Source organism: Shewanella schlegeliana, assembly GCF_016765635.1.
Lineage (GTDB): Bacteria > Pseudomonadota > Gammaproteobacteria > Enterobacterales > Shewanellaceae > Shewanella > Shewanella schlegeliana.
In genome coordinates this window covers 172,919-194,717 of the sequence record NZ_JAESVD010000002.1, presented here as the reverse complement: position 1 = coordinate 194,717, position 21,799 = coordinate 172,919, and the positions used below count along the sequence as shown (strand labels likewise).

Genomic DNA, 21,799 nt, shown 5'->3' with positions numbered 1-21,799 from the left:
AGACTAATTTATCGGTAAATGTTAATGACTTGGCTGAGCCGTTACTGTGAATCGCAATAACGGCTTAGGAATTAACCCACAGCCTTGATTGCATCACCAAGAGTATTAACGATTTGATCTATCTGCTGTTTATCGACAATTAATGGTGGTGAGATAGCGATAATATCGCCGGTGGCACGCACTAAGGTGCCCGCTTCGAAGCAGTGCTCAAAGATCCCGAAGCCACGCTTACCTACGCCTTTTTCGCTAGGGGCAAATTGAATGCCGCCTACCAGACCCGTGTTGCGAATATCAATCACATTGGGAAGGCCTTTGAGACTATGCACCGCATCTTCAAAATAGCCCTCAAGCTCTTTAGTGCGCTCAAATAGCTTTTCACTTTCATAGATATTGAGGGTGGCAAGCGCCGCTGCGGCTGCAACGGGATGACCGGAATAGGTATAGCCATGAAATAGCTCAATCGCATTTTCAGGCCCTTGCATACAGGTATCATAGATATTGTCATCAACCAGTACGGCGCCCATTGGGATAGCGCCATTATTCAGCGCTTTAGCCGTGGTGATCATGTCTGGCACCACGCCCCAACGCTGGCTTGCAAAGGCATCGCCTACACGGCCAAATGCGGTAATTACTTCATCAAAAATTAATAAGATGCCGTACTTGGTGGTGATCTCGCGCAGCTTTTGCAGATAACCTTCGGGTGGTAAAATCACGCCGGCTGAGCCTGACATCGGCTCGACAATCACGGCAGCGATGTTTTCAGCGCCGTGTAGCGCAACGAGTTGCTCAAGTACTTCCGCTTTCTCGGCACCAGTCTTAGGCATTCCACGACAAAAAGCGTTATCTTTAATATCTAGAGTATGGGGTAGGTGGTCTACCCCTTGCAGCAGCTGCTGGTTAAAGGTTCTACGGTTATTGCCAATACCGCCAACCGAAATACCACCAAATCCTACACCGTGATAACCCAACTCTCGACCGATAAAGCGAGTACGAGTCGCTTCACCATTAGCGCGGTGATAGGTGAGTGCAATCTTTAATGCGCTATCGACCGACTCTGAACCTGAGTTAGTGAAGAACGCTTTGTTGAGACCTTTAGGGCTGATTTGCGCTAGGCGCTCTGCGAGTTCAAAGGCTAATGGGTGGCCCATCTGAAAAGAGGGCGCGTAGTCCATCTCATGAATTTGTTTGCTGACCGCTTCAGAGATCTCTTTACGTCCGTGTCCTGCGTTACAGCACCACAAACCTGCTGTACCGTCTAATATGGGGCGACCTGCGACATCTTTATAGTACATACCTTCGGCATGGGCGAGCATTCTCGGGCTCGATTTAAACTGCCTATTCGCCGTAAACGGCATCCAGTAATGCTCTAGTGACTGTATATCGCCTTGATTGTGCGTCTGTGAATCTGCCATATCATCTACCTTGATTCAGTGTAATTATTGTTTTTTAGAGACTATTGACTTTTATCTGTTGCTTTTTTAGGCAAGCGGTCGATATTTGCTATGCTATGTCAGAAATAATGAACATGAAAGCTTTTTGTGCATTTATTTGTAGCAAAAATGAAGTTTTTGTAAAAAATATTGAAATTGCATTAATAAAAAGCGTAATCTTTAGCCACACCTTTTTGCACAAACAACCTGTATATGGCTGTTTGAGTGCATTAACCGTCATTCTAATTATTATATTCAGTGTTAAGAGGTCATCATGAGCACACCCAAAAGCCGCATTCAGTGGCAGGCGTTAGCAGATTCTATGTCGATAAATGGTTCCGCTTTTATCGCAGGCGAGTACCTAGATGCACAGTCGAAGCAAACCTTCGACTGTATCAGTCCAATAGATGGCAAGGTTCTAGCCAAAGTTGCCAGTTGTGATGAGGCTGATGCTAATATCGCGGTACAAAACGCCAGAGAAACCTTTGAAAGTGGTGTGTGGGCTAATCTGGCGCCAGTTAAGCGTAAGCAGGTGATGATCCGCTTTGCTGAGCTGCTGGAGCAAAACGCTGATGAACTGGCCTTGCTAGAAACCTTAGATATGGGTAAGCCTATTCAGTACGCTAAGGCCGTTGATGTGGCGGGTGCCGCTCGAGCTATTCGTTGGTCTGGTGAAGCGATTGATAAAATTTACGATGAAATTGCACCGACGGCGCACAATGAAATTGGCATGATCACCCGTGAGGCGGTGGGCGTGGTCGCAGCGATTGTGCCATGGAATTTCCCTATGCTGATGGCCTGTTGGAAGCTCGGTCCTGCTTTAGCTACGGGTAACAGCGTGGTACTTAAACCTTCAGAGAAGTCTCCGTTAACCGCGATTCGCATGGCACAGATTGCCGTTGAAGCAGGCCTGCCAAAAGGCGTGCTAAACGTGCTGCCAGGCTTTGGCCATACCGTGGGCAAAGCGCTGGCGTTGCATATGGATGTGGATACCTTAGTATTTACCGGCTCGACCAAGATAGCTAAGCAGCTGATGATCTACGCGGGTGAGTCTAATATGAAGCGTGTCTGGCTAGAAGCTGGCGGCAAGAGTCCGAATATTATCTTCAATGACGCCCCAGATCTTAAAAAGGCAGCCGAGGCTGCGGCTTGTGCAATCGCCTTTAATCAAGGCGAAGTCTGCACCGCTGGCTCTCGATTACTGGTGGAGTCGGGTGTTAAGGATGAGCTTATCACCTTGATAGCCGAAGAGCTTAAGAGCTGGACGCCGGGGCATCCACTGGATCCAAGTACCACCTCTGGCGCCGTTGTCGATAAACAACAGTTAGATAATGTGTTGGGTTATATACAGTCGGGAATCGATGAAGGCGCGACCTTAAATCATGGTGGCTGTCAGGTGATGCAAGAGTCGGGCGGTGTGTATATTGAGCCGACGATTTTCTCCGATGTAGACAATAAGATGACCATAGCCAAAGAGGAGATCTTTGGCCCTGTGTTATCTGTGATCACTTTCGATGGCATGGAGCAGGCGATTGAGATCGCCAATGACACCATCTATGGCCTCGCGGCAGGTGTATGGACTGCTGATATCAATAAGGCCCACAAGACGGCTAAGGCACTTCGCAGTGGCATGGTGTGGATTAATCACTACGATGGCGGCGATATGACAGCACCGTTTGGCGGCTATAAACAGTCGGGTAATGGCCGCGATAAGTCGCTACATGCGTTTGATAAGTACACCGAAATTAAGGCCACTTGGTTGGTGTTAGAATAAACTTAGCGCAATCGACACTAATAGCCACCAGTTTGAGCCCTGCTCATCTAGGTGGCTGTTTTTTTTCTGTTATTTAGGCGGTGTTATATAACCGTGTTAAGCACGCCGTATTGATAGGCTTTACTAACTAAGTTTGTACGATTTTTAGCATCTAAAACAATACGTGCACGGTCCAGATGATAGTTCACTCCCCGTTCGCTCATAAATATCTGTTTTGCTATATCTTCGCTAGAGTAACCCTGTGCGACTAGCTCCAGTATTTGAATGCAAGTTGGTGATAGAACCCTAAAGTTAATCAAAGGATTGATAGCACTTAGAGCTAAAGAGTTAAAGGTATCTGCAAATTCTAGTAGGAGCTGCTTAAGTTTCTCACCATCGCGAGCGAGTCTCTGGCTGATTTCCTCGTTTGGAAGAGGAGAAAATAGGTTGTACATGCTAAGCCAGTTTTTATGATTTTTTAGTGGTTGATAAAATGTTAGTCGACTCGCAATTTGATGACGGTGAAGTAATTGTTCAAAGGTTAACTGTTGGCGTTGGGGGACACTATTGCTCGGCCATAAATAAGGGTTTTGAGACTTTCTAATCGATGGAGAACTGGTGGCAAAGCCCTTATCTTTTTTTGAAAAGCGGCAAAGAAACTCTTCTCGGTACTGAAGGATCTCAGAGTCGGAAGCAACCGCAAAGCGCATTTTATTAATATTGACGGCTTTAGAGAAAGTTAGCAGCTCGCAAGTTTCAGGGGATTCTGAATCTGTCTCACATGGTAGGATGCAATAGTAGAAGCGAGTAAAGCCAAAACGAGAGAGTTGCTTTATAAAGTCTTCAATGATGAAGTGGTTAACCAATTGGCTTGGTTTCGCTGGCATTATTTGACACATCCATAATAAAACAGAGAGCGTAACCACCCTCTTGGTTAATCTACATCCGTTTATTTGCCTTACGAGTAAGCTCATCCCTGAGCTTACAGTGATGACCGTGCGATAAGCTCGGTCATCACTCAACAATATTTAATGCGAGTTAATGCTTTTCGACGTGACAAGTTAAACAGCTTTCAGGCTCTTTAAACTGAGTCTCTAGTCCAAAGTAATCATTCTTGGTGGTGTATGCATCGCCATGACTCTCTAAAGTTTGAGCATGACAGAAGCCGCAGGTCAGTAACTCACCATGGCTATCGGGTGCACCATTGTTACCATGACATTCGGCGCATTCCCAAGGTGCCATTTTTTCAACCACATGACTATTACTTGGATCATGACAGGTACTGCAGTCAGGGATCTTCCAGCCAAAGTGAGTCTCGGTTAGCGGTGCTCTAGCTTGGCTGACATCTTTGATTAAACTTGGATCGATCTCTGGCGCGTCAGTATCACAGCCTGAAGTTGCTTGTTGATCGCCATAACCATTGCCGAATGCTGCGCCCACGTAGTTGATATACTCAGGGCTATAGATGATCATCGCATCGCCGGTTAAGTGTGGATCGTTACCACCAAAGGGGAGACCAAACTTGATGTAACCGCGGCCAGCGGGGTTGTGATTCTCATACTTCTCACCAACTCCATAGTTATGGGCACGGTAACCAAGGACGCCTGGAACTTTGCCGTAACAAGCTTCACGAAACTCCTCTCCCATATCGGTACGAGAGCCACACATAACCCATTGGTATAGGCCATGTTGGCGGCCAGAATCCATATAGTTTTCCCACTCACCAGTGGTGTGTACGAAGCCACAAGAACCGTTGTTAGTGTATCGCTCGTTAACGATGTTTCCAAGGTCGTCACGGCCGTTAAAGGTGATCGCAGTCGCAACATAGCCTTGTACGTTGGCGTTGGTACTTAGGCGAGGCCAGTAGCTATAGTCGATGGTTAAGTCTTCGCGCTGTTCATCAAGCGACAACCAGGCATCAAGCTCTGTAATAACGCCGGGTTGGTAGATGTCAGTACGTAGGTTATGGGCTTTAACTTCTACGTTTTTAAATACCACACGCTGATTTGGAACCAGCACTTCGCCTGTCGCCGAGTATTGTGCAGGTTTAAAGTCGATGACCATTTCAGGGATGATCACTTTGCCGCCATTTTGCGCCATACGATCCATCTCTTTCTGGTACTTCTTCTTACGGATCTCCATTTCACCCGGCTCGGCTGGCATAATCACGATACTCATCTCATTCTTTAGAGGATGGTGATCCATGCGGAAGTAGATCTCTTCCTCTTTATAGTACAAGCCCTTGGTATCAAAATCTCCAGCATCTTTATCTTCCCAAACGCTTGGAGCGACTAAGTATTTCCAGCCTTGGCCCTCAGTCTGACCAAGATTTTCTTGGTCAACAGCTTCAGGCAATCCTTTAATACCTTCAATAGCGGTAATAAAGTGGGTATTTAACGCTTCATCTTTTTCAATCTTGATGTCTATACCGTATTTCTTGCCCGCCCAAACCAGTAAGTCCATGACTGAGCCTCGACCTGGTTGAAACAGATCTGGACGTATGGTGTCGATATTAACGCCTGACATATTAATTGCCGTTGGTGGAAGCAAGTAATCAACCTTTAAGCCAAGGGCCGCGGCCTCATCTTCCATCTTCGATTTTACAACCCCTTCAATCTGAATTTGTTTTGCGCGAGTGTCACTCACTTCAGCTAATGGGCTAAAACCTTTTACGATAGAGATTTGAATGACTTTATTGATCTTTTGCTCATCAGCTAGCGGTCCACCGAATACACTGTCAGGTTTCACAACAGGAGGTGGCTCTGGCGTCACGGGCGGTGTTGGATTGGAGTTGTCGTCGTTACCACAGGCTGTGATTGCTAAGCTTAAGGCGATTAGGCTCGCTAAGCGGGTGAGTTTCATTCATCATTTCCTTACTGTTGTTATTGTGGCGTAAGGATAGAAGTACTATCTATGGCTTAGCACTGGTAAAAATACCAGTCTCGAACGGCAGTGTGATGTGGGTCTTAGGCTGTTAATTTATGCAGACTAAGGCGATTATCTTGAGCCCAAAATGCTATCTCTTAACCTAATTCCTTAGAACTTGGCGCTAATGCACAGTATTAATAAAGTTCGTCTTGACCTGTCTAAAGCTTCATAGTTTAAGCTGTACCTATATATACAAAGGAAAAGCTATGTACCGTATTTCTGAGTTAGCAGAAAAAGTCGGCTTAAGCCGCTCGACCTTACTGTATTACGAAAAGCTGGGATTAATTTCGGCAAAGCGCCAAGCCAATGGCTACCGAAGTTACTCGGAGCAGGATCTGCAACGCTTAAAGTTACTGCAGCAGCTTCAGGCGGGGGGATTGACCCTAAAAGAGTGTCAGTCCTGCTTAGAAAGCCGCATCGATAGGGAGTTACTACTGCAACGCCTAAAGGTGTTGGATGACGAGATAGCTCAGAAACAGCAGGCCAGAGAGCTGCTTAGCGCAATGCTTGGCATGAGCTCGATGAGAGAGTGGCACCAAACGACAGAGAAACAGGCCCCCCATGCGCATCTCGATTGGTTGATGAAGCAGGGGTTCGATGAAAAACAAGCGTTAAGGCTTAAATGGTTATCAAAAGATATGAATGAGCATGAGCTGTATATGGCAGATTTTGAGCTGATCTTTGACGGGCTCGAAAGGTTAGGCCCTGGTACGGAGGCGGATTCATTAACGGCGCTCAAAGCCGTTTTATCGAGCACTGAATCACTCAAGGCTGAACCGTTTAACTCGGGGGAGCTGCTAGAGATAGGTTGTGGCAGGGGGATTGCGACTCGCGTATTGGCGCAGCACTCAGTGTTTACGATTACGGCACTGGATAATGATGAGTCGAGCCTGAATAGTTTGAATAAAAGCTTGGATAAAGCGCTCAAACAAAGAGTGAACACTGTGTGTGCAAGCATGACCGAGTTGCCGTTTGAGCCGTGTCAGTTTGATGTTATCTGGTGTGAAGGTGGCGCTTATATCATGGGGGTAGAGCAAGCCCTTAAAGATTGGAAGCCATATATTAAAGCGCAAGGGTATTTAGTGCTCAGTGATTTAGTCTGGAGTAGCGATACTCCCAGTGATGAGCTGCGTGAGTTTTGGCTACAAGAGTATCCCGATATGGTCAGTGCAAAACAGCGTATCGAGCAAGCTAAACAGGCGGGATATGAGTTGATTGATAGCTTTCCTCTGAGTGAGCAAGCGTGGAGTGATTATTACGCGCCGCTTAAAGGGCGAGTCGATGAGTTAGAGACGATGATGCCAAATTCAAAGGCGCTAGCTGACGTTAAAAGGGAGCTAGAAATATTCCATAAGCGGCAAGGTAAGTTTGACTACCAAATGTTGATTTTAAAGAAGATGTAATGACTAAAGGCTCAATATCGTTTTGGTTTCGATTAATGGTTTTAGATTAACGATTTTAGATTAATAGTTTTAAATTAAGAAGAAGGTTAGGTAAATAGAGATGAATTTTACGGCTTACGATGCAAATAACACTGAAGAGATCTCGCAGCTTTTCAATGAAACTTTTACTGACTCAGAAGGCGCCGATGAAGGTCAGGTAATAGGTGAGTTAACCAAGGATCTAATGAGCACTACTGACAGTGATGACCTGTTTATTTTTGTTGCAACAGAAGATAATAAACTGGCAGGCAGTATCATCTTTTCAAGGTTAACTTTTGAAACTGGCATCGATGCATTTATTTTGTCGCCGGTCGCTGTTCACCCCGATTTTCAACGCCAAGGCGTCGGCCAGAAACTGATTAAGTTTGGCCTAGAGACCTTAGCGCGAAAGGGCGTTGAACTCGCTTTTACCTATGGCGATCCCAACTACTACTCAAAAGTCGGCTTTAAGCAGATTAGTGAAGATATCATTAAGGCGCCACTTGCTATGACCTACCCAGAAGGCTGGCTTGGGCAATCACTTACTGCGGATGCGCTGCAGCCAATAAGTGGTCGCTGCACCTGTGTGTCTGCGCTTAATAACGCTGAGTATTGGTGATGCTTTTGACTAGTGAAGCTAATTAATCAAGAAGCTTGAACTCCGTTGCTAGCTATTGAATATAAAAAGGATATTATTGCTGCTGAGTGAGAACTATGTGAAAAGTTAGTAAGTCTTAGTGAGAGTAACAATCTATGAGCCATAAGCACTTTAAAGGTCAGTTTGAAGTCGAGTTAAAGTACCGTTTGGCGTGCCGGGTTGCATTCTTAGCGGTACTTAATTCGATAGAATATGAGGTCATGTTTGAAGATAATATCGAGTCTGATTGTTATTTCGATACGCCTACACAGCAGCTTTTAGCTCAGCATAAGAGTGTTTGTATACGTGAATGTGAGCCGTCGGGTATTAAGCTTTGGATAGTTAAGGGGCCGGATGCAGATCGCTGTCAGGCCTCTAATATCACCGATGCAAAAAGTGCTAAGAGCATGCTTGAAACCATGGGGTATCAGGTATGCTTGCAGATGACTAAGCAGCGCAGTATCTACTTTGTTGGTAAGTTCCATATCACGCTTGATCATTTAGCTGGGCTAGGCGATTTTGCCGAGTTCGCTATCATGACCGATGATGAAGACTCGTTAGAGATTTATCGAGCAGAGCTGGTGGACTTAGCGGCTCAGTTTGGATTGACTCAAGATCAACTTGAGCATAGATCATACCGTAGTATGCAAGAGGCTAAATAGAAGTCATTCACCTTGTATAGAGCAAATATAGAGACGTAATATAATGAAAACGATAGGCATGTTAGGCGGTATGAGTTGGGAGTCAACCTCCAGTTATTACAAGGCGGTTAATGAAGGTGTAAAGGCAAGGCTCGGTGGTTTGCATTCTGCAAAAGTGTGCCTCTACAGTGTTGATTTCGCAGAAATTGAAAGGTTACAGCATGCGGGGAAGTGGCAAGAAACTGTCGATATCTTGTCTGCTGCCGCTAAAAATGTTGCAGCAGGTGGTGCTGATTTTTTATTAATCTGTACTAATACAATGCATAAGGTGGCTGATGAGATCCAGGCTCAGCTCTCAATACCCATCTTACATATTGCCGATGCAACTGCAGCAAAGCTCTTGGCTAACGGTGTCACTAAAGTGGGCCTGTTAGGGACTCGCTTTACTATGGAGCAAGATTTCTATAAAAGCCGCCTGATAAACCAATTTGGTATAGACGTGATTGTTCCAAATGAAGCGGATCGCGATGTTGTGCACCATGTTATTTATGAGGAGTTATGTCGAGGCGTGATTAACCCCAGCTCAAAGCAGCAATATTTAGATATCGTTAATGACTTACATGCGCAGGGGGCTCAAGCAGTCATTTTGGGCTGTACTGAGATAGCGTTATTAATTGGGCAACAAGATACCCAAGTGCCTCTCTATGATACGACTGCGATCCACTGTGAATATGCGGTGAATATGGCATTAACCTAGGTTGTGCAGCTTCATCAATAAAAAACGGACAACAAAGTCCGTTTTTTTATTGAACAGGATTAAAAATGGAGATTAAAAAATATCCTTAAACCTATGATAAAGCATGCCCATTGCTAACATTGGCGAACGTAGGTGTGGCCCACCAGGGAAGGTCATATGGGGCACTTTGGCGAAGATGTCAAACCGCTCGGCTTGGGTGGTAATAGCCTCGGCGATGAGTTTTGCCGCCATATGGGTGGCATTCACGCCATGGCCCGCATAGGCCTGGGCATAGAAGATATTCTTGGCATCGGGCAGACGACCAATCTGTGGTAGACGATTGGCGCCAATGCCCATCATACCACCCCATTCATAATCGATACGAACGCCTTTTAGCTGTGGAAATACCTTCTCAATATTCGGTCTGAGAGCCGCTTCGATATCTTTAGGATCTTTGCCTGAGTAAGTACACAAGCCACCAAAAAGCAGACGATTGTCTTCAGACAGATGGTAATAATCAAGATCGACCCTTAAGTCGGCAAAGGCCATATTTTGTGGGATGATGGCATCGCATTGCTCTTGTGTCAGAGGCTCTGTTGCCAACACATAAGTACCTGCTGGTAGGATTTTACTACCAATGTTTTCCTCTAAATCGAGTCCTAAATAGGCGTTACCCGCTAAGACTAGATACTGGCAATTCACTTCTCCGTGCTCAGTGATCACCTTAGGTTTATCTCCCTTAACTATCTTGTGGGCAGCGCTATATTCATAGGTCTTAACGCCTAGACTACGAGCAACTCTAGCCTCGCCGAGGGCTAAGTTGAGTGGATGCAGATGACCACTGGCCATATCAACGAGAGCACCTTGATAAAAATCTGAGCCAATCACTTCACCAATCCGAGACTTATCAAGTAAGGTCATGTTATGGCCGTAACCGATACTATTGAGGTGTTCAAAATCTTCTTCAAGTTCCCTCATATGACGAGGGCGTATAGCCAAGTCGCAGTAGCCCATCTGTAAGTTACAATCGATATTGTGCTCAGCCACGCGCTGCCTGACGATATTGACCGCCTCAAATCCCATCTGTTCGATGGCTTTAACCCCTTCGCTACCGATAATATTTTGAAACTGGCTAACGTCATGGCCAATGCCACGGATCAATTCACCGCCGTTGCGCCCCGATGCTCCCCAACCGATACGCTTAGCCTCAAGAAGTGCCACGCTAAAGCCTTTTTGAGCCAGTTCAATTGCCGTATTGATGCCACTGAATCCTCCGCCGACCACACATACATCGACATCTAGCACCTCCTCTAGTCGTGGTGATTGATGCAGCTCTCTAGCTGTTGCGAAGTAATAGGATGCAGGATATTGGTCGCTATGCACCGGACTCTTAGTTGACATCATTTCTCCAAATATATGTTTTTATTGTAAATTGGACTTGTATAAGTAATATATTTAACTGTTGGGGATAAATTATTTACAGATGTTCGTTATTTTTAACACGCTTTCCTGTAGAATACAAATTGCTCGATAGAAGTTATGGTCTAGTATTTTTTAAGACACTACTCTAGTCGTACCGAGAATGGGTTGTATTGCTCTACATATTGTTGGAGACAAAGAACAATTACTTCAATTAGGGGAAAGATTTTGGATATTGGTGAGAGCCTTAAAAAGGTCAGAAAAGAGAAGGGCTTGTCCCAGCGAGAATTGGCTAAGCGCGCCGGTGTGACCAATAGCACTATCTCGATGATCGAGAAAAATAGTGTTAGTCCTTCGGTGAGCTCACTTAAAAAAGTGCTTTCTGGTTTACCTATGTCTTTGGTGGAGTTCTTTTCTATAGAAGATACACAAGAGACTGAACAAAAAGTGGTGTATCGCAGTGATGAACTGTTGGACATTGGTGATGGGGTATTGGATTTTAAGCTCATCGGCCGAGACTTTCCTAATCGCGCCATGTCTGTCATGAGTGAAACTTATCCTCCGGGTTCTGATACTGGTATCGAAATGCTCAAGCACGAGGGCCAAGAGGCTGCCATGGTTATCGAGGGGCGTTTAGAGCTGACAGTGGGTGAAGAAGTGTTTGAATTAGCAGAGGGCGATAGCTATTACTTTAACAGTGAGCTTCCCCATCGTTTTCGTAATCCATATGATGAGGCTTGTCGTATCGTTAGCGCTACTACACCTGCAAATTTCTAATAGATTTCCTCCTTTTTTTGTAAAGCTAGCTTACCGCAGAGAATATCGATTTCTTTACGGTAACTAGCTTGCTATCTATATCATTATTCTGCATTTTTCCATTTGTATAATATTACCCGCTAGGCAATTCTGCCTGATGCTGTTTTTATGCTCTTATGTAAATAATATAAAGCATTCGCTATGCATAAGTGTGATCGCCATCAGATCTGTTTGTTATGCATATAATGCATAAAAAACTTATTTATATGAATTTTCGTATAAAGACCTATAAAAAGCTATTTGGGTAAACTCTTGATATCAAATGCCTTATGCCTTTGTTTGATATTTTTTAACAATCCTTTCACCTTCTCTATTGCCTAGTTAATTGATTCCGTGTAGTGTGTGAAAAAATGAACATTTGGATAATAACTGTTCATTATTCAAGATTTCGTAAATCAAGATAAAAACTATTCAAAATAATTCTAAAAATTACGAAGAAAAGGATTGAAGGTGTTTTATGTCGGAAGTAGGACTTGCAGTTGTCGGTGTAACTGCATGTAATCAGCAGTTAGGCTTGCACCCCTTTAATATCGTAGGTGAGAAATACCTATTATCGATAGCGGATGCCACACAAGCTTGGCCATTAGTTATCCCTTCATTGGGGCATTGCCCTGCAGAAGTCGTTCTGTCTCGTCTGGATGGAATTTTGTTCACCGGTTCCCCCTCAAATATTGAGCCTCACCATTTTGACGGTCCCGCAAGTGATGCGGGAACACATCATGATCCCAAGCGCGATGCGACCACTCTACCGCTGCTTAAGGCGGCAATCGATGCAGGTGTTCCAGTACTGGCAATCTGTCGTGGATTTCAAGAGATGAATGTTGTTTTTGGTGGCAGCTTGCATCAGAAGCTTCATGAATTGGATGGCTTTATTGAACACAGAGAAGATAAGACCAAATCTGTAGAGGTGCAGTACGGTATATCTCATGAAGTTCAAATAGAACCTGGAGGATTGCTTCACGAGGCCTGGGGCCGCAGCTCTGCAGAGGTGAACTCTGTCCATACCCAAGGTGTCGATCGCCTAGGGGTTGGGTTGCGGCCAGAAGCTTATGCAACAGATGGTTTGATAGAAGCCTTTTCTGTCAAAGACGCAAAGAATTTTGCACTAGGTGTGCAGTGGCATCCAGAGTGGAAAGTACTCGATAGCCCTTTCTATACCGCTATTTTTGCAGCCTTTAATAAAGCATGCCAACGCCGTGCAGCAAGCAGAGTGAAATAAACATGAAAAAATTAGTCAGTTATTTAAAAGAACAAAAAATTACCGAAGTCGAGTGTGTTGTCTGTGATATGACGGGTATCGCCCGCGGCAAGATTGCTCCCGTTGCTAAATTTATCGATGAGAAAGGCATGCGCCTGCCTGAGAGCGTGTTACTGCAGACGGTGACGGGCGACTATGTTGATGACGAATCTTATGATGCACTGCTTGATGAAGCAGATATCGACTTTGTTTGTGTACCCGATGAAGACGCTGTCTTTAAATTGCCATGGACCATCGAAGCCACCGCTCAGGTGATCCACGATACCTACGATAAGATGGGTAACCCAATCGAACTGTCTCCGCGTAACTTACTGAAAAAAGTCCTAAGGCTTTATGAGGATAAAGGTTGGAAGCCAGTTGTTGCGCCAGAGATGGAGTTCTACTTAACGCGTATTAATGAGCATCCCGATCACCCGCTGACACCACCAGTTGGACGTTCAGGCCGTCAAGAGTCGGGTCGTCAGTCTTTCTCTATCGACGCGGCAAATGAGTACGATCCACTGTTTGAAGATATGTATGACTGGTGTGAAGAGCAGGGGCTCGATATTGATACTCTGATCCACGAAGAGGGCACCGCGCAGATGGAGATTAACTTTTCTCACGGTGACGCACTCTCTCTCGCCGATCAGGTGTTTGTCTTTAAACGCACCCTCCGTGAAGCCGCCCTTAAGCATAATGTGTGCGCCACTTTCATGGCCAAACCTGTGACTAACGAGCCGGGCAGTGCTATGCACCTGCACCAGAGTATTGTTGATGTTAAGTCAGGCAAAAATATCTTCTCAAATGAAGATGGCACTAAGAGCCCGCTGTTTTATAGCTACATAGGCGGCCTGCAAAAGTTTATTCCAGAATTATTGCCGCTATTTGCGCCAAATGTTAACTCATTTCGCCGTTTCCTACCGGGCGCTTCGGCTCCAGTAAACCTTGAGTGGGGTGAGGAAAACCGCACCTGTGGTCTACGTATTCCTGAATCATCGCCACAAAACTTACGTATCGAAAACCGTATTGCTGGCGCCGATGCCAACAGCTACCTGTCGATAGCGGCCAGCTTGCTATGTGGCTACATGGGCATGGTTGATGATGTTAAGCCGTCAACACCTGTACAAGGTCGTGCCAATGAGACTCGTGGCGGTGCTGCGTTGCCATTAACCCTTGAAGAGGCGTTAGCGATTATGGCTGAAAGCTCGGCTTGTCGTGAGTATTTAGGCGATATCTTCACTAACGGTTATATCGCAGTGAAACAAGCGGATCTTGAAAACTACCGCCGAGTGATCAGCTCATGGGAGCGAGAGTTCCTGCTATTGACGGTATAGATAAACATTGCAGCGAGGCGTTTTGGGGACGTGTCGCTGCAGTCGAAAGTGATTGCAAGATGTAAAAGGAGTTATTCATACAGATAGCATTTTTAAGAGTGCTATCTATATGAAAGCTGTAAAGCAGTACCACACTGCCGATGCGGTTTTTCGGGTGTAGCATTGGTGAAAAATAAGAACTAAAGCCGGTATATCGGCAGCACAATGAATGGACAGCAGAGGCGGATTTCCTGCTGCTACGCTAAATAGGAGAAAGCATGAAACTATTAAAAAAAGTGACCACACTTGCCCTTGTCACCGCAAGTGTAATGGCTTCGACTACGGCTTATGCCGAAGAAGTTGTTCGCGTCTATAACTGGTCAGATTATATTGCTGAAGACACCTTAGAGAACTTCCAAAAAGAGACTGGCATTCGTGTTATCTACGATGTGTTTGACAGTAATGAAGTGGTTGAGGCTAAGCTACTTTCAGGCCGTTCTGGATACGATATTGTCGTTCCATCAAATAGTTTCTTGGCTAAGCAGATTAAAGCGGGCGCTTTCCAAAAGCTAGATTCAAACCAGCTACCCAATCATAAGAATTTGAGCCCTGAACTCATGACTCAACTCGAGTCAGCCGATCCGGGCAATCAGTACTCCGTTCCTTACCTGTGGGGCACAAACGGTATCGGTTATAACGTCGAAAAAGTGAAAGCAGTGCTGGGCGAAGATGCACCTGTTGATTCGTTAGAGCTTATCTTTAATCCTAAGTATGCAGAGAAGGTATCTCAGTGTGGCCTATCTATGCTTGATAGCGCCGATGAAATGGTGCCGATGGCGCTTATCTACCTTGGGCTGGATCCAAACAGCACCAAAGCCGATGACTTTAAGAAGGCCGGTGAAGTGCTTGCTAAGGTACGTCCTTATATCACCTACTTCCATTCATCACGCTATATCACAGACTTAGCTAATGGCGATATCTGTGTGGCATTTGGTTATTCGGGAGATATTTTCCAGGCTGCCGATCGCGCCGATGAAGCGGAGAATGGTAATACCATCGAGTACTCGATCCCTAAAGAAGGCTCAAACCTTTGGTTTGATATGTTAGCCATTCCTGCGGATGCGGCGAACGTTAAAAATGCTCACACCTTTATCAATTACCTGCTTCGTCCAGAGGTGATTGCACCTATCACTAACTATGTGGCTTACGCTAACCCGAATGTTCCCGCATTGCCTTTAGTGGATGAGGATGTGCGTACTAACACCTCTATCTACCCAACTAAAGAAGTACTCGACCGTTTATATGTAGGCGATGTACGCCCAATGAAATCACAGCGTTCATTAACACGCGTTTGGACCAAAGTGAAATCAGGCTACTAAGCAAATATGGGCAAGGCATAGCCTTGCCCTTTTTGATCAACAGCTAATTTTGACACAGTAAGTAATAAATAAATTGAAACAAAGGGCATTGATTATCGCCCTTAGTTGGAGAAGTAATATGGCTAGTACCTTAGACGTCACCAATAACTCGATTAAAAAGACGCAGGGCGAAGTGCTACTTCAGATAGACAGAGTGAGTAAGCTATTCGATGAAGTGCGTGCAGTAGATGATGTCACGCTTAATATCAAAAAAGGGGAGATTTTTGCATTACTAGGCGGGTCAGGCTCGGGGAAGTCGACCTTGCTACGTATGCTTGCAGGATTTGAAAAACCATCAGAAGGGCGCATTTTTCTAGACGGTGAAGACATTACCGATATGCCACCTCACGAACGCCCTATTAATATGATGTTCCAGTCTTATGCTCTGTTTCCCCATATGACCGTGGCGCAGAATATAGCCTTCGGCCTAAAGCAGGACAAGTTACCTAAAGCTGAAATTGAGTCCCGCGTGCAGGAGATGTTGAAGCTAGTGCATATGGAAAGCTACGCAAAACGTAAGCCTAACCAGCTCTCGGGCGGCCAGCGTCAACGTGTTGCCTTAGCCCGCTCTCTTGCTAAGCGTCCAAAGTTATTGCTTCTTGATGAGCCAATGGGGGCGCTAGATAAAAAGTTACGTACCCAGATGCAACTTGAGGTGGTCGATATTCTTGAAGCCGTTGGCGTAACTTGCGTGATGGTGACCCATGATCAAGAGGAAGCGATGACCATGGCGGCGCGTATTTCGATCATGAATGATGGCTGGATTGCACAGACGGGATCGCCAACAGATATTTATGAAAGCCCGAGCAGTCGCATGGTGGCCGAGTTTATTGGCAGCGTAAACCTGTTCGAAGGTGAAATTGTCAAAGATAGAGCCGACCACGTTATTATCGAAAGCCAAGGCTTAAGCCAGAAGCTGTTTATCGATCATGGTGTTTCTACGAGTGTCGAGGATAAGTGTGTATGGGTTGCGGTACGCCCAGAGAAGACTCGCATTACCCGTGAGCAGCCTCAAGGCGACTATAACTGGTCAAGTGGCGTGGTGGAGGATATCGCTTACCTTGGTGGTATTTCAGTGTATTACATTCGTCTACCTAACAAACAGCTTATTCAAACCATCATGACTAACCGGGAACGTCGTTCAGATCCTCCCACGTGGGAAGAAGCGGTTTTCATTAGCTGGGAGGCCACCAGCGGAGTGGTCCTTAGATCATAAGGATACGACCATGAAAAAGCCGTTAAAATTTCGATTACCCAAAGGTCAATGCTGGACCATCGGCGTCCCGTACTTTTGGCTACTGATGTTCTTCGCACTTCCTTTCGCAATTGTACTAAAGATCAGTTTTTCAACACCCATCATCTCGATACCGCCTTACGAGCCGCTGTTCCAGTATGCCGAAGAATCGCTGCAGATCATGATGAACCTGGGTAACTATCTGCTCATTCTCGATGACTCCTTGTACTACAACGCTTATTTGGGCTCGCTTAAGATGGCGACCATCTCAACTATAGGTTGCTTGCTCATAGGTTATCCGATGGCCTACGCCATTGCTCGTGCCCCTAAGCGTAATCAAACCATGTTAATCCTGTTGGTGATGCTGCCCTCTTGGACCTCATTTCTAATTAGGGTCTACGCCTGGATGGGGATATTGAGCAACAATGGTGTGATTAATAATTTGCTGATGTGGACAGGGATAGTTTCAGAGCCTCTGCAGATCTTAAATACCAATACCGCGGTCTATATCGGCATCATCTACAGTTATTTGCCGTTTATGATTTTGCCGCTTTACGCAAACTTGTCACAGCTCGATGGTAGCTTGCTAGAAGCGGCTGCGGATCTCGGTTCTCGCAGCTTAAATACGTTTTGGAAGGTCACGCTTCCTTTATCAAAAGGCGGCGTAATTGCAGGTTCCATGCTGGTGTTTATTCCTGTGGTGGGTGAGTTTGTGATCCCTGAGCTACTCGGTGGCCCAGATTCACTGATGATAGGTAAGGTGCTATGGCAGGAGTTCTTTAATAACCGCGATTGGCCTGTGGCTTCGGCGCTTGCGATAGTGATGTTAGGGCTACTCATCATCCCGATCACCCTATTCCACCGCTATCAAGCCAAAGAGATGGAGAAGACAGCATGAAGAAGTTAAATTTCTCTACCGTTATGCTTTGGGCGGGTATGTTTTTCCTGTATGCGCCAATGTTTATCTTGGTGATCTACTCATTTAATGAGTCTAAGCTGGTTACCGTATGGGCTGGATTTTCGACTAAATGGTACGGAGAACTGTTTCGTGATCAACAGATCCTCGATGCGGTTTGGACCAGTTTACAGGTGGCCTTTTACGCCTCCACCATGGCGGTTATTTTAGGCACGATGGCAGCCTTTGTGATGACGCGATTTGCTCGTGGTTGGGGTAAGTTAACCCTGTCGAACATGATCACTGCGCCTTTGGTGATGCCAGAGGTGATCACCGGTCTTTCTCTGTTGCTCTTGTTTGTGCATATGGCAGATCTCTTAGGCTGGCCAGCAGAACGTGGCATGTTGACCGTTTGGATTGCTCATTCGACATTTTGTGCGGCTTATGTTGCCGTGGTGGTCTCTTCTCGTTTGCGAGAGATTGATCGCTCGGTAGAGGAGGCCGCTCAAGACTTAGGGGCAACACCATTTAAAACCTTCTTCGCGATTACTGTGCCGATGATCTCACCTGCGTTAGTCGCAGGCTGGTTACTGTCGTTTAGCTTATCTCTTGATGACTTAGTGATTGCCAGTTTTGCCTCTGGCCCAGGGGCAACAACCCTGCCTATGGTGGTGTTTTCATCGGTACGTATGGGGGTCTCGCCTAAGATCAATGCGTTGGCGACCTTGATCATTCTCATCGTGTCACTCATCGCATTTATCTCTTGGTACTTCGCACGTCGTGCGGATATTAAGCAGCGTTCTAGCTCCGCTTAACGTTATCGGTTTCATTAGGGGATAAGGCTTGTATTACCAGCCTTTATCCCCGTCAGTTATATCAACGCCCCATACTCGTTGAAGACCCATTTACCAAAGACCTATTTATTAAAAATTGGGGCTATTAAAGGATAGAGAGCCAAAATAGCTCTGCTATCGAGAACAACAAATTCGCAGCGTAAAAGCAAAGAATAAAAGGACAGAAGTTATGTCAATAATAATCAATGAAAGACAGGCGGAAACCATGATTACTACACCCCATGCAGATTCATATTATGCGGCATCAGCCAACGATAAGACCGAGCGTCCGATGCTACAAGATAATATCGAGACCGATATTTGTATTATTGGCGCAGGCTACACTGGATTGTCGACCGCCTTGCACCTACTTGAGATGGGATACAAGGTAACTGTACTCGAGGCGGCGCGTATCGGCTGGGGGGCATCGGGGCGCAATGGTGGCCAGATAGTTAATAGCTTTAGCCGTGATATCGACTCAATCGAGAAAACCGTCGGCAAACAAGCGGGTAAGTTGTTTGGTGAGATGGCCTTTGAGGGCGCTCGCATCATTAAAGAGCGTATTAACAAGTACAATATTGACTGCGATCTGCAAGATGGCGGCGTATTTGCGGCGCTAAACGATAAACAGATGGGCCACCTGCAAGCACAAAAAGCGCTGTGGGAAAAGCATGGTCATATGAATCACCTTGAGCTGTTAGATAAAAATGATATTCGTAAGGTGGTCGATACCGAGTCATATGTTGGTGGTTTGCTAGATACCAGTGGCGGTCATATTCATCCACTCAATTTGGCATTGGGTGAGGCACAAGCGGTTGAATCGTTAGGCGGCCAGATATTTGAAGGCTCGGCAGTGATTAAGGTCGAAGAGGGTGAGAATCCTGTAGTACACACCAGCCATGGTAGCGTTAAGTCTAAGTTCGTGGTGGTGGCGGGCAATGCTTATCTTGGCGGTTTGATGCCTAAACTACAAGCCAAATCCATGCCCTGTGGTACTCAGGTGATCACCACTGAACCTTTGGGTGAAGAGCTGGCTAAAAGCTTATTGCCACAAAACTACTGCGTCGAAGATTGTAACTACCTACTCGATTACTTCCGCCTATCCGGTGATAACCGACTTATTTATGGCGGCGGTGTGGTGTATGGTGCAAGGGATCCTGCGGACATTAAGTCGATTATCGGCCCCAAGATGCTTAAGACTTTCCCGCAGCTAAAAGGTGTGAAGATTGATTACACCTGGACCGGCAACTTTCTGCTGACTTTGTCTCGTTTACCACAGGTGGGGCGCATTGGTAGCAATATCTATTATTCGCAAGGCTGTAGTGGTCATGGTGTTACCTATACTCATTTAGCGGGTAAGATCTTAGCTGAGGCGATAAACGGTCAAGCGACTCGATTTGATGCCTTCGCGGGCTTGCCACACTATCCATTCCCAGGCGGTCATATGTTCAAGGTACCCTTTAGCGCAATTGGTGCTTGGTACTACACTATGCGTGACAAGTTAGGGGTATAAATTTATATCGTTAATGATGAACTCAATTCGACTTTAGGGAGTCGAAGCCAATTAGTCACTCGGCTAAAAAGCGTCAAAGCAAATTAAGGAGTAACCCGTGCAGTTAAATGATATGAGCTTATTACGCCAGCAATGCTATATCGATGGTCAGTGGCTTGAAGCCATAAGTGGTGAGAAGGTTGAGATAGCCGACCCTGCCACCCATAACGTGATTGGTAGTGTACCCGTGATGGGCACGATAGAAACCAAAGCTGCGATAACCGCAGCTGAAAAAGCACTCCCTGCTTGGCGTGCATTAACCGCAAAAGAGCGTGGCGCCAAGCTAAATCGCTGGTTTGAGTTACTACTTGAGCATCAAGACGATCTTGCGCTGATGATGACCACGGAGCAGGGGAAACCCTTAGCCGAGGCTAAAGGTGAAGTGGCCTATGCGGCGTCATTTATTGAATGGTTCGCCGAGGAAGCGAAGCGTATCTATGGCGATACCATCCCTGGCCATCAGGGCGATAAACGCTTGATGGTGATTAAACAAAGTGTTGGCGTGACTGCTGCGATTACGCCTTGGAACTTCCCTGCGGCGATGATTACCCGTAAAGCCGCTCCAGCATTGGCGGCAGGCTGTACCATGGTCGTTAAGCCTGCACCGCAAACCCCTTTTACCGCATTGGCATTGGCAGAGCTTGCTGAGCGTGCGGGTATTCCTGCAGGTGTATTTAGTGTCGTCACTGGCGATGCGATCGCCATCGGCAACGAGCTTTGTAGTAACCCTGTGGTTCGCAAACTCTCTTTCACAGGCTCAACTCCCGTGGGCATTAAGTTGATGCAGCAGTGTGCGCCGACACTTAAGAAGATGTCACTGGAGCTAGGCGGAAATGCGCCCTTTATCGTGTTTAACGATGCCGATATCGATGCGGCGGTTGAAGGGGCGATGATTGCTAAATACCGCAATGCCGGACAGACCTGTGTTTGTGCCAACCGTATCTATGTCCAAGACGGTGTATACGATGAGTTTGCCGAGAAGCTCGCTGTTGCCGTTGCTAAGCTCAAGGTGGGAGTTGGCACCGAAGCTGGCGTGACAACGGGGCCGCTAATAAACAGTGATGCTGTGGCTAAAGTACAAAGGCATCTGGATGATGCTCTATCGAAGGGAGCATCGCTTATCGCTGGTGGTAAGTTGGCAAGCTTAGGCGGGAATTTCTTTGAGCCAACGATTATTACCCAGGTCAATAAGAGCATGTTAGTCGCCAAAGAGGAAACCTTTGGACCTTTGGCACCGCTATTTAAGTTCTCTGATGTTGATGATGTGATTGAGCAGGCCAATGACACTGAGTTTGGTTTAGCGGCTTATTTTTATGGCCGTGATATTTCACTGGTGTGGAAAGTATCTGAAGCGCTGGAATATGGCATGGTTGGGGTTAACACCGGCCTTATTTCCACTGAGGTTGCGCCGTTTGGTGGGATTAAAGCATCGGGGCTGGGCCGTGAAGGCTCTAAGTTTGGTATCGAAGAGTACTTGGAGATGAAGTACATCTGCATGTCAGTTTAATACTTGAAGATTAAGTTCATCAGTATGTC

General features: G+C 46.0%; 18 protein-coding genes. 14 read left to right on the top strand and 4 right to left on the bottom strand.

The window, feature by feature from the left end; translation table 11 throughout:
• Positions 1-71: 71 nt before the first annotated feature.
• Positions 72-1,412, bottom strand: a complete 1,341-nt coding sequence (locus tag JMA39_RS03890; protein ID WP_202720517.1) for an aspartate aminotransferase family protein — start codon at positions 1,410-1,412, stop codon at positions 72-74.
• Positions 1,413-1,704: 292 nt separating this feature from the next.
• Between JMA39_RS03890 and JMA39_RS03885 the strand changes: the two genes are divergently transcribed.
• Entirely contained in the window at positions 1,705-3,204 is a 1,500-nt protein-coding gene (locus JMA39_RS03885) for an aldehyde dehydrogenase (RefSeq protein WP_202720516.1), read from the top strand.
• 83 nt (positions 3,205-3,287) lie between these two features.
• Here JMA39_RS03885 and JMA39_RS03880 read toward each other — a convergent pair whose 3' ends face one another.
• Together JMA39_RS03880 and JMA39_RS03875 are read right to left on the bottom strand one after the other, a co-directional pair.
• The gene (locus JMA39_RS03880) at positions 3,288-4,070 is read right to left on the bottom strand and encodes a response regulator transcription factor (RefSeq protein WP_202720515.1); all 783 of its coding nucleotides are present in this window, start codon (positions 4,068-4,070) and stop codon (positions 3,288-3,290) included.
• A 151-nt stretch (positions 4,071-4,221) separates the two neighbouring features.
• Positions 4,222-6,045, bottom strand: coding sequence for a cytochrome c3 family protein (locus JMA39_RS03875; protein WP_202720514.1), 1,824 nt, complete (start codon positions 6,043-6,045; stop codon positions 4,222-4,224).
• 272 nt (positions 6,046-6,317) lie between these two features.
• Between JMA39_RS03875 and JMA39_RS03870 the strand changes: the two genes are divergently transcribed.
• The 4 genes from JMA39_RS03870 to JMA39_RS03855 all read left to right on the top strand — a co-directional run bounded on the left by JMA39_RS03870 (position 6,318) and on the right by JMA39_RS03855 (position 9,567).
• Positions 6,318-7,514 (top strand): MerR family transcriptional regulator, encoded by a 1,197-nt coding sequence (locus JMA39_RS03870; RefSeq protein ID WP_202720513.1) that lies wholly within the window; start codon positions 6,318-6,320, stop codon positions 7,512-7,514.
• A gap of 100 nt (positions 7,515-7,614) precedes the next feature.
• Positions 7,615-8,151: a GNAT family N-acetyltransferase gene (locus JMA39_RS03865; RefSeq protein WP_202720512.1), complete on the top strand. Its 537-nt coding sequence runs from the start codon at positions 7,615-7,617 to the stop codon at positions 8,149-8,151.
• Positions 8,152-8,285: 134 nt separating this feature from the next.
• The gene (gene cyaB / locus JMA39_RS03860) at positions 8,286-8,831 is read left to right on the top strand and encodes a class IV adenylate cyclase (RefSeq protein WP_202720511.1); all 546 of its coding nucleotides are present in this window, start codon (positions 8,286-8,288) and stop codon (positions 8,829-8,831) included.
• Positions 8,832-8,874: 43 nt separating this feature from the next.
• On the top strand, positions 8,875-9,567 hold the full coding sequence (locus JMA39_RS03855) for an aspartate/glutamate racemase family protein (RefSeq protein ID WP_202720510.1): 693 nt from the start codon (positions 8,875-8,877) through the stop codon (positions 9,565-9,567).
• A gap of 72 nt (positions 9,568-9,639) precedes the next feature.
• On the opposite strand, the gene JMA39_RS03850 is transcribed toward JMA39_RS03855, so the two are convergent.
• The gene (locus tag JMA39_RS03850) at positions 9,640-10,947 is read right to left on the bottom strand and encodes an NAD(P)/FAD-dependent oxidoreductase (RefSeq protein ID WP_202720509.1); all 1,308 of its coding nucleotides are present in this window, start codon (positions 10,945-10,947) and stop codon (positions 9,640-9,642) included.
• 246 nt (positions 10,948-11,193) lie between these two features.
• Here JMA39_RS03850 and JMA39_RS03845 point away from each other — a divergent pair, with 246 nt between their 5' ends.
• From JMA39_RS03845 to gabD, 9 genes are all read left to right on the top strand, one after another.
• Complete coding sequence (locus tag JMA39_RS03845) at positions 11,194-11,742, top strand: cupin domain-containing protein (RefSeq protein WP_202720508.1); 549 nt, start codon at positions 11,194-11,196, stop codon at positions 11,740-11,742.
• A 496-nt stretch (positions 11,743-12,238) separates the two neighbouring features.
• On the top strand, positions 12,239-13,000 hold the full coding sequence (locus JMA39_RS03840; protein WP_202720507.1) for a gamma-glutamyl-gamma-aminobutyrate hydrolase family protein: 762 nt from the start codon (positions 12,239-12,241) through the stop codon (positions 12,998-13,000).
• A 2-nt stretch (positions 13,001-13,002) separates the two neighbouring features.
• Positions 13,003-14,352: a glutamine synthetase family protein gene (locus JMA39_RS03835; protein ID WP_202720506.1), complete on the top strand. Its 1,350-nt coding sequence runs from the start codon at positions 13,003-13,005 to the stop codon at positions 14,350-14,352.
• A 257-nt stretch (positions 14,353-14,609) separates the two neighbouring features.
• Positions 14,610-15,710, top strand: a complete 1,101-nt coding sequence (locus JMA39_RS03830; protein ID WP_202720505.1) for a polyamine ABC transporter substrate-binding protein — start codon at positions 14,610-14,612, stop codon at positions 15,708-15,710.
• A gap of 118 nt (positions 15,711-15,828) precedes the next feature.
• Positions 15,829-16,965 (top strand): polyamine ABC transporter ATP-binding protein, encoded by a 1,137-nt coding sequence (gene potA, locus JMA39_RS03825; RefSeq protein WP_202720504.1) that lies wholly within the window; start codon positions 15,829-15,831, stop codon positions 16,963-16,965.
• 10 nt (positions 16,966-16,975) lie between these two features.
• On the top strand, positions 16,976-17,881 hold the full coding sequence (locus JMA39_RS03820) for an ABC transporter permease subunit (RefSeq protein ID WP_202720503.1): 906 nt from the start codon (positions 16,976-16,978) through the stop codon (positions 17,879-17,881).
• Positions 17,878-18,693: an ABC transporter permease subunit gene (locus JMA39_RS03815; RefSeq protein ID WP_202720502.1), complete on the top strand. Its 816-nt coding sequence runs from the start codon at positions 17,878-17,880 to the stop codon at positions 18,691-18,693. The genes JMA39_RS03820 and JMA39_RS03815 overlap by 4 nt, the downstream gene beginning before the upstream one ends.
• A 244-nt stretch (positions 18,694-18,937) precedes the next feature.
• Positions 18,938-20,224, top strand: coding sequence for an NAD(P)/FAD-dependent oxidoreductase (locus tag JMA39_RS03810; RefSeq protein WP_202720810.1), 1,287 nt, complete (start codon positions 18,938-18,940; stop codon positions 20,222-20,224).
• Positions 20,225-20,321: 97 nt separating this feature from the next.
• Complete coding sequence (gene gabD, locus JMA39_RS03805) at positions 20,322-21,770, top strand: NADP-dependent succinate-semialdehyde dehydrogenase (protein ID WP_202720501.1); 1,449 nt, start codon at positions 20,322-20,324, stop codon at positions 21,768-21,770.
• Positions 21,771-21,799: the final 29 nt, after the last annotated feature.

Coding starts and splice junctions, on each gene's coding strand:
- JMA39_RS03890 (WP_202720517.1), bottom strand. CDS start 1,412: ATGGCAGATTCACAGACGCACAATCAAGGCGATATACAGTCACTAGAG.
- JMA39_RS03885 (WP_202720516.1), top strand. CDS start 1,705: ATGAGCACACCCAAAAGCCGCATTCAGTGGCAGGCGTTAGCAGATTCT.
- JMA39_RS03880 (WP_202720515.1), bottom strand. CDS start 4,070: ATGCCAGCGAAACCAAGCCAATTGGTTAACCACTTCATCATTGAAGAC.
- JMA39_RS03875 (WP_202720514.1), bottom strand. CDS start 6,045: ATGAAACTCACCCGCTTAGCGAGCCTAATCGCCTTAAGCTTAGCAATC.
- JMA39_RS03870 (WP_202720513.1), top strand. CDS start 6,318: ATGTACCGTATTTCTGAGTTAGCAGAAAAAGTCGGCTTAAGCCGCTCG.
- JMA39_RS03865 (WP_202720512.1), top strand. CDS start 7,615: ATGAATTTTACGGCTTACGATGCAAATAACACTGAAGAGATCTCGCAG.
- cyaB (WP_202720511.1), top strand. CDS start 8,286: ATGAGCCATAAGCACTTTAAAGGTCAGTTTGAAGTCGAGTTAAAGTAC.
- JMA39_RS03855 (WP_202720510.1), top strand. CDS start 8,875: ATGAAAACGATAGGCATGTTAGGCGGTATGAGTTGGGAGTCAACCTCC.
- JMA39_RS03850 (WP_202720509.1), bottom strand. CDS start 10,947: ATGTCAACTAAGAGTCCGGTGCATAGCGACCAATATCCTGCATCCTAT.
- JMA39_RS03840 (WP_202720507.1), top strand. CDS start 12,239: ATGTCGGAAGTAGGACTTGCAGTTGTCGGTGTAACTGCATGTAATCAG.
- JMA39_RS03835 (WP_202720506.1), top strand. CDS start 13,003: ATGAAAAAATTAGTCAGTTATTTAAAAGAACAAAAAATTACCGAAGTC.
- JMA39_RS03830 (WP_202720505.1), top strand. CDS start 14,610: ATGAAACTATTAAAAAAAGTGACCACACTTGCCCTTGTCACCGCAAGT.
- potA (WP_202720504.1), top strand. CDS start 15,829: ATGGCTAGTACCTTAGACGTCACCAATAACTCGATTAAAAAGACGCAG.
- JMA39_RS03820 (WP_202720503.1), top strand. CDS start 16,976: ATGAAAAAGCCGTTAAAATTTCGATTACCCAAAGGTCAATGCTGGACC.
- JMA39_RS03815 (WP_202720502.1), top strand. CDS start 17,878: ATGAAGAAGTTAAATTTCTCTACCGTTATGCTTTGGGCGGGTATGTTT.
- JMA39_RS03810 (WP_202720810.1), top strand. CDS start 18,938: ATGATTACTACACCCCATGCAGATTCATATTATGCGGCATCAGCCAAC.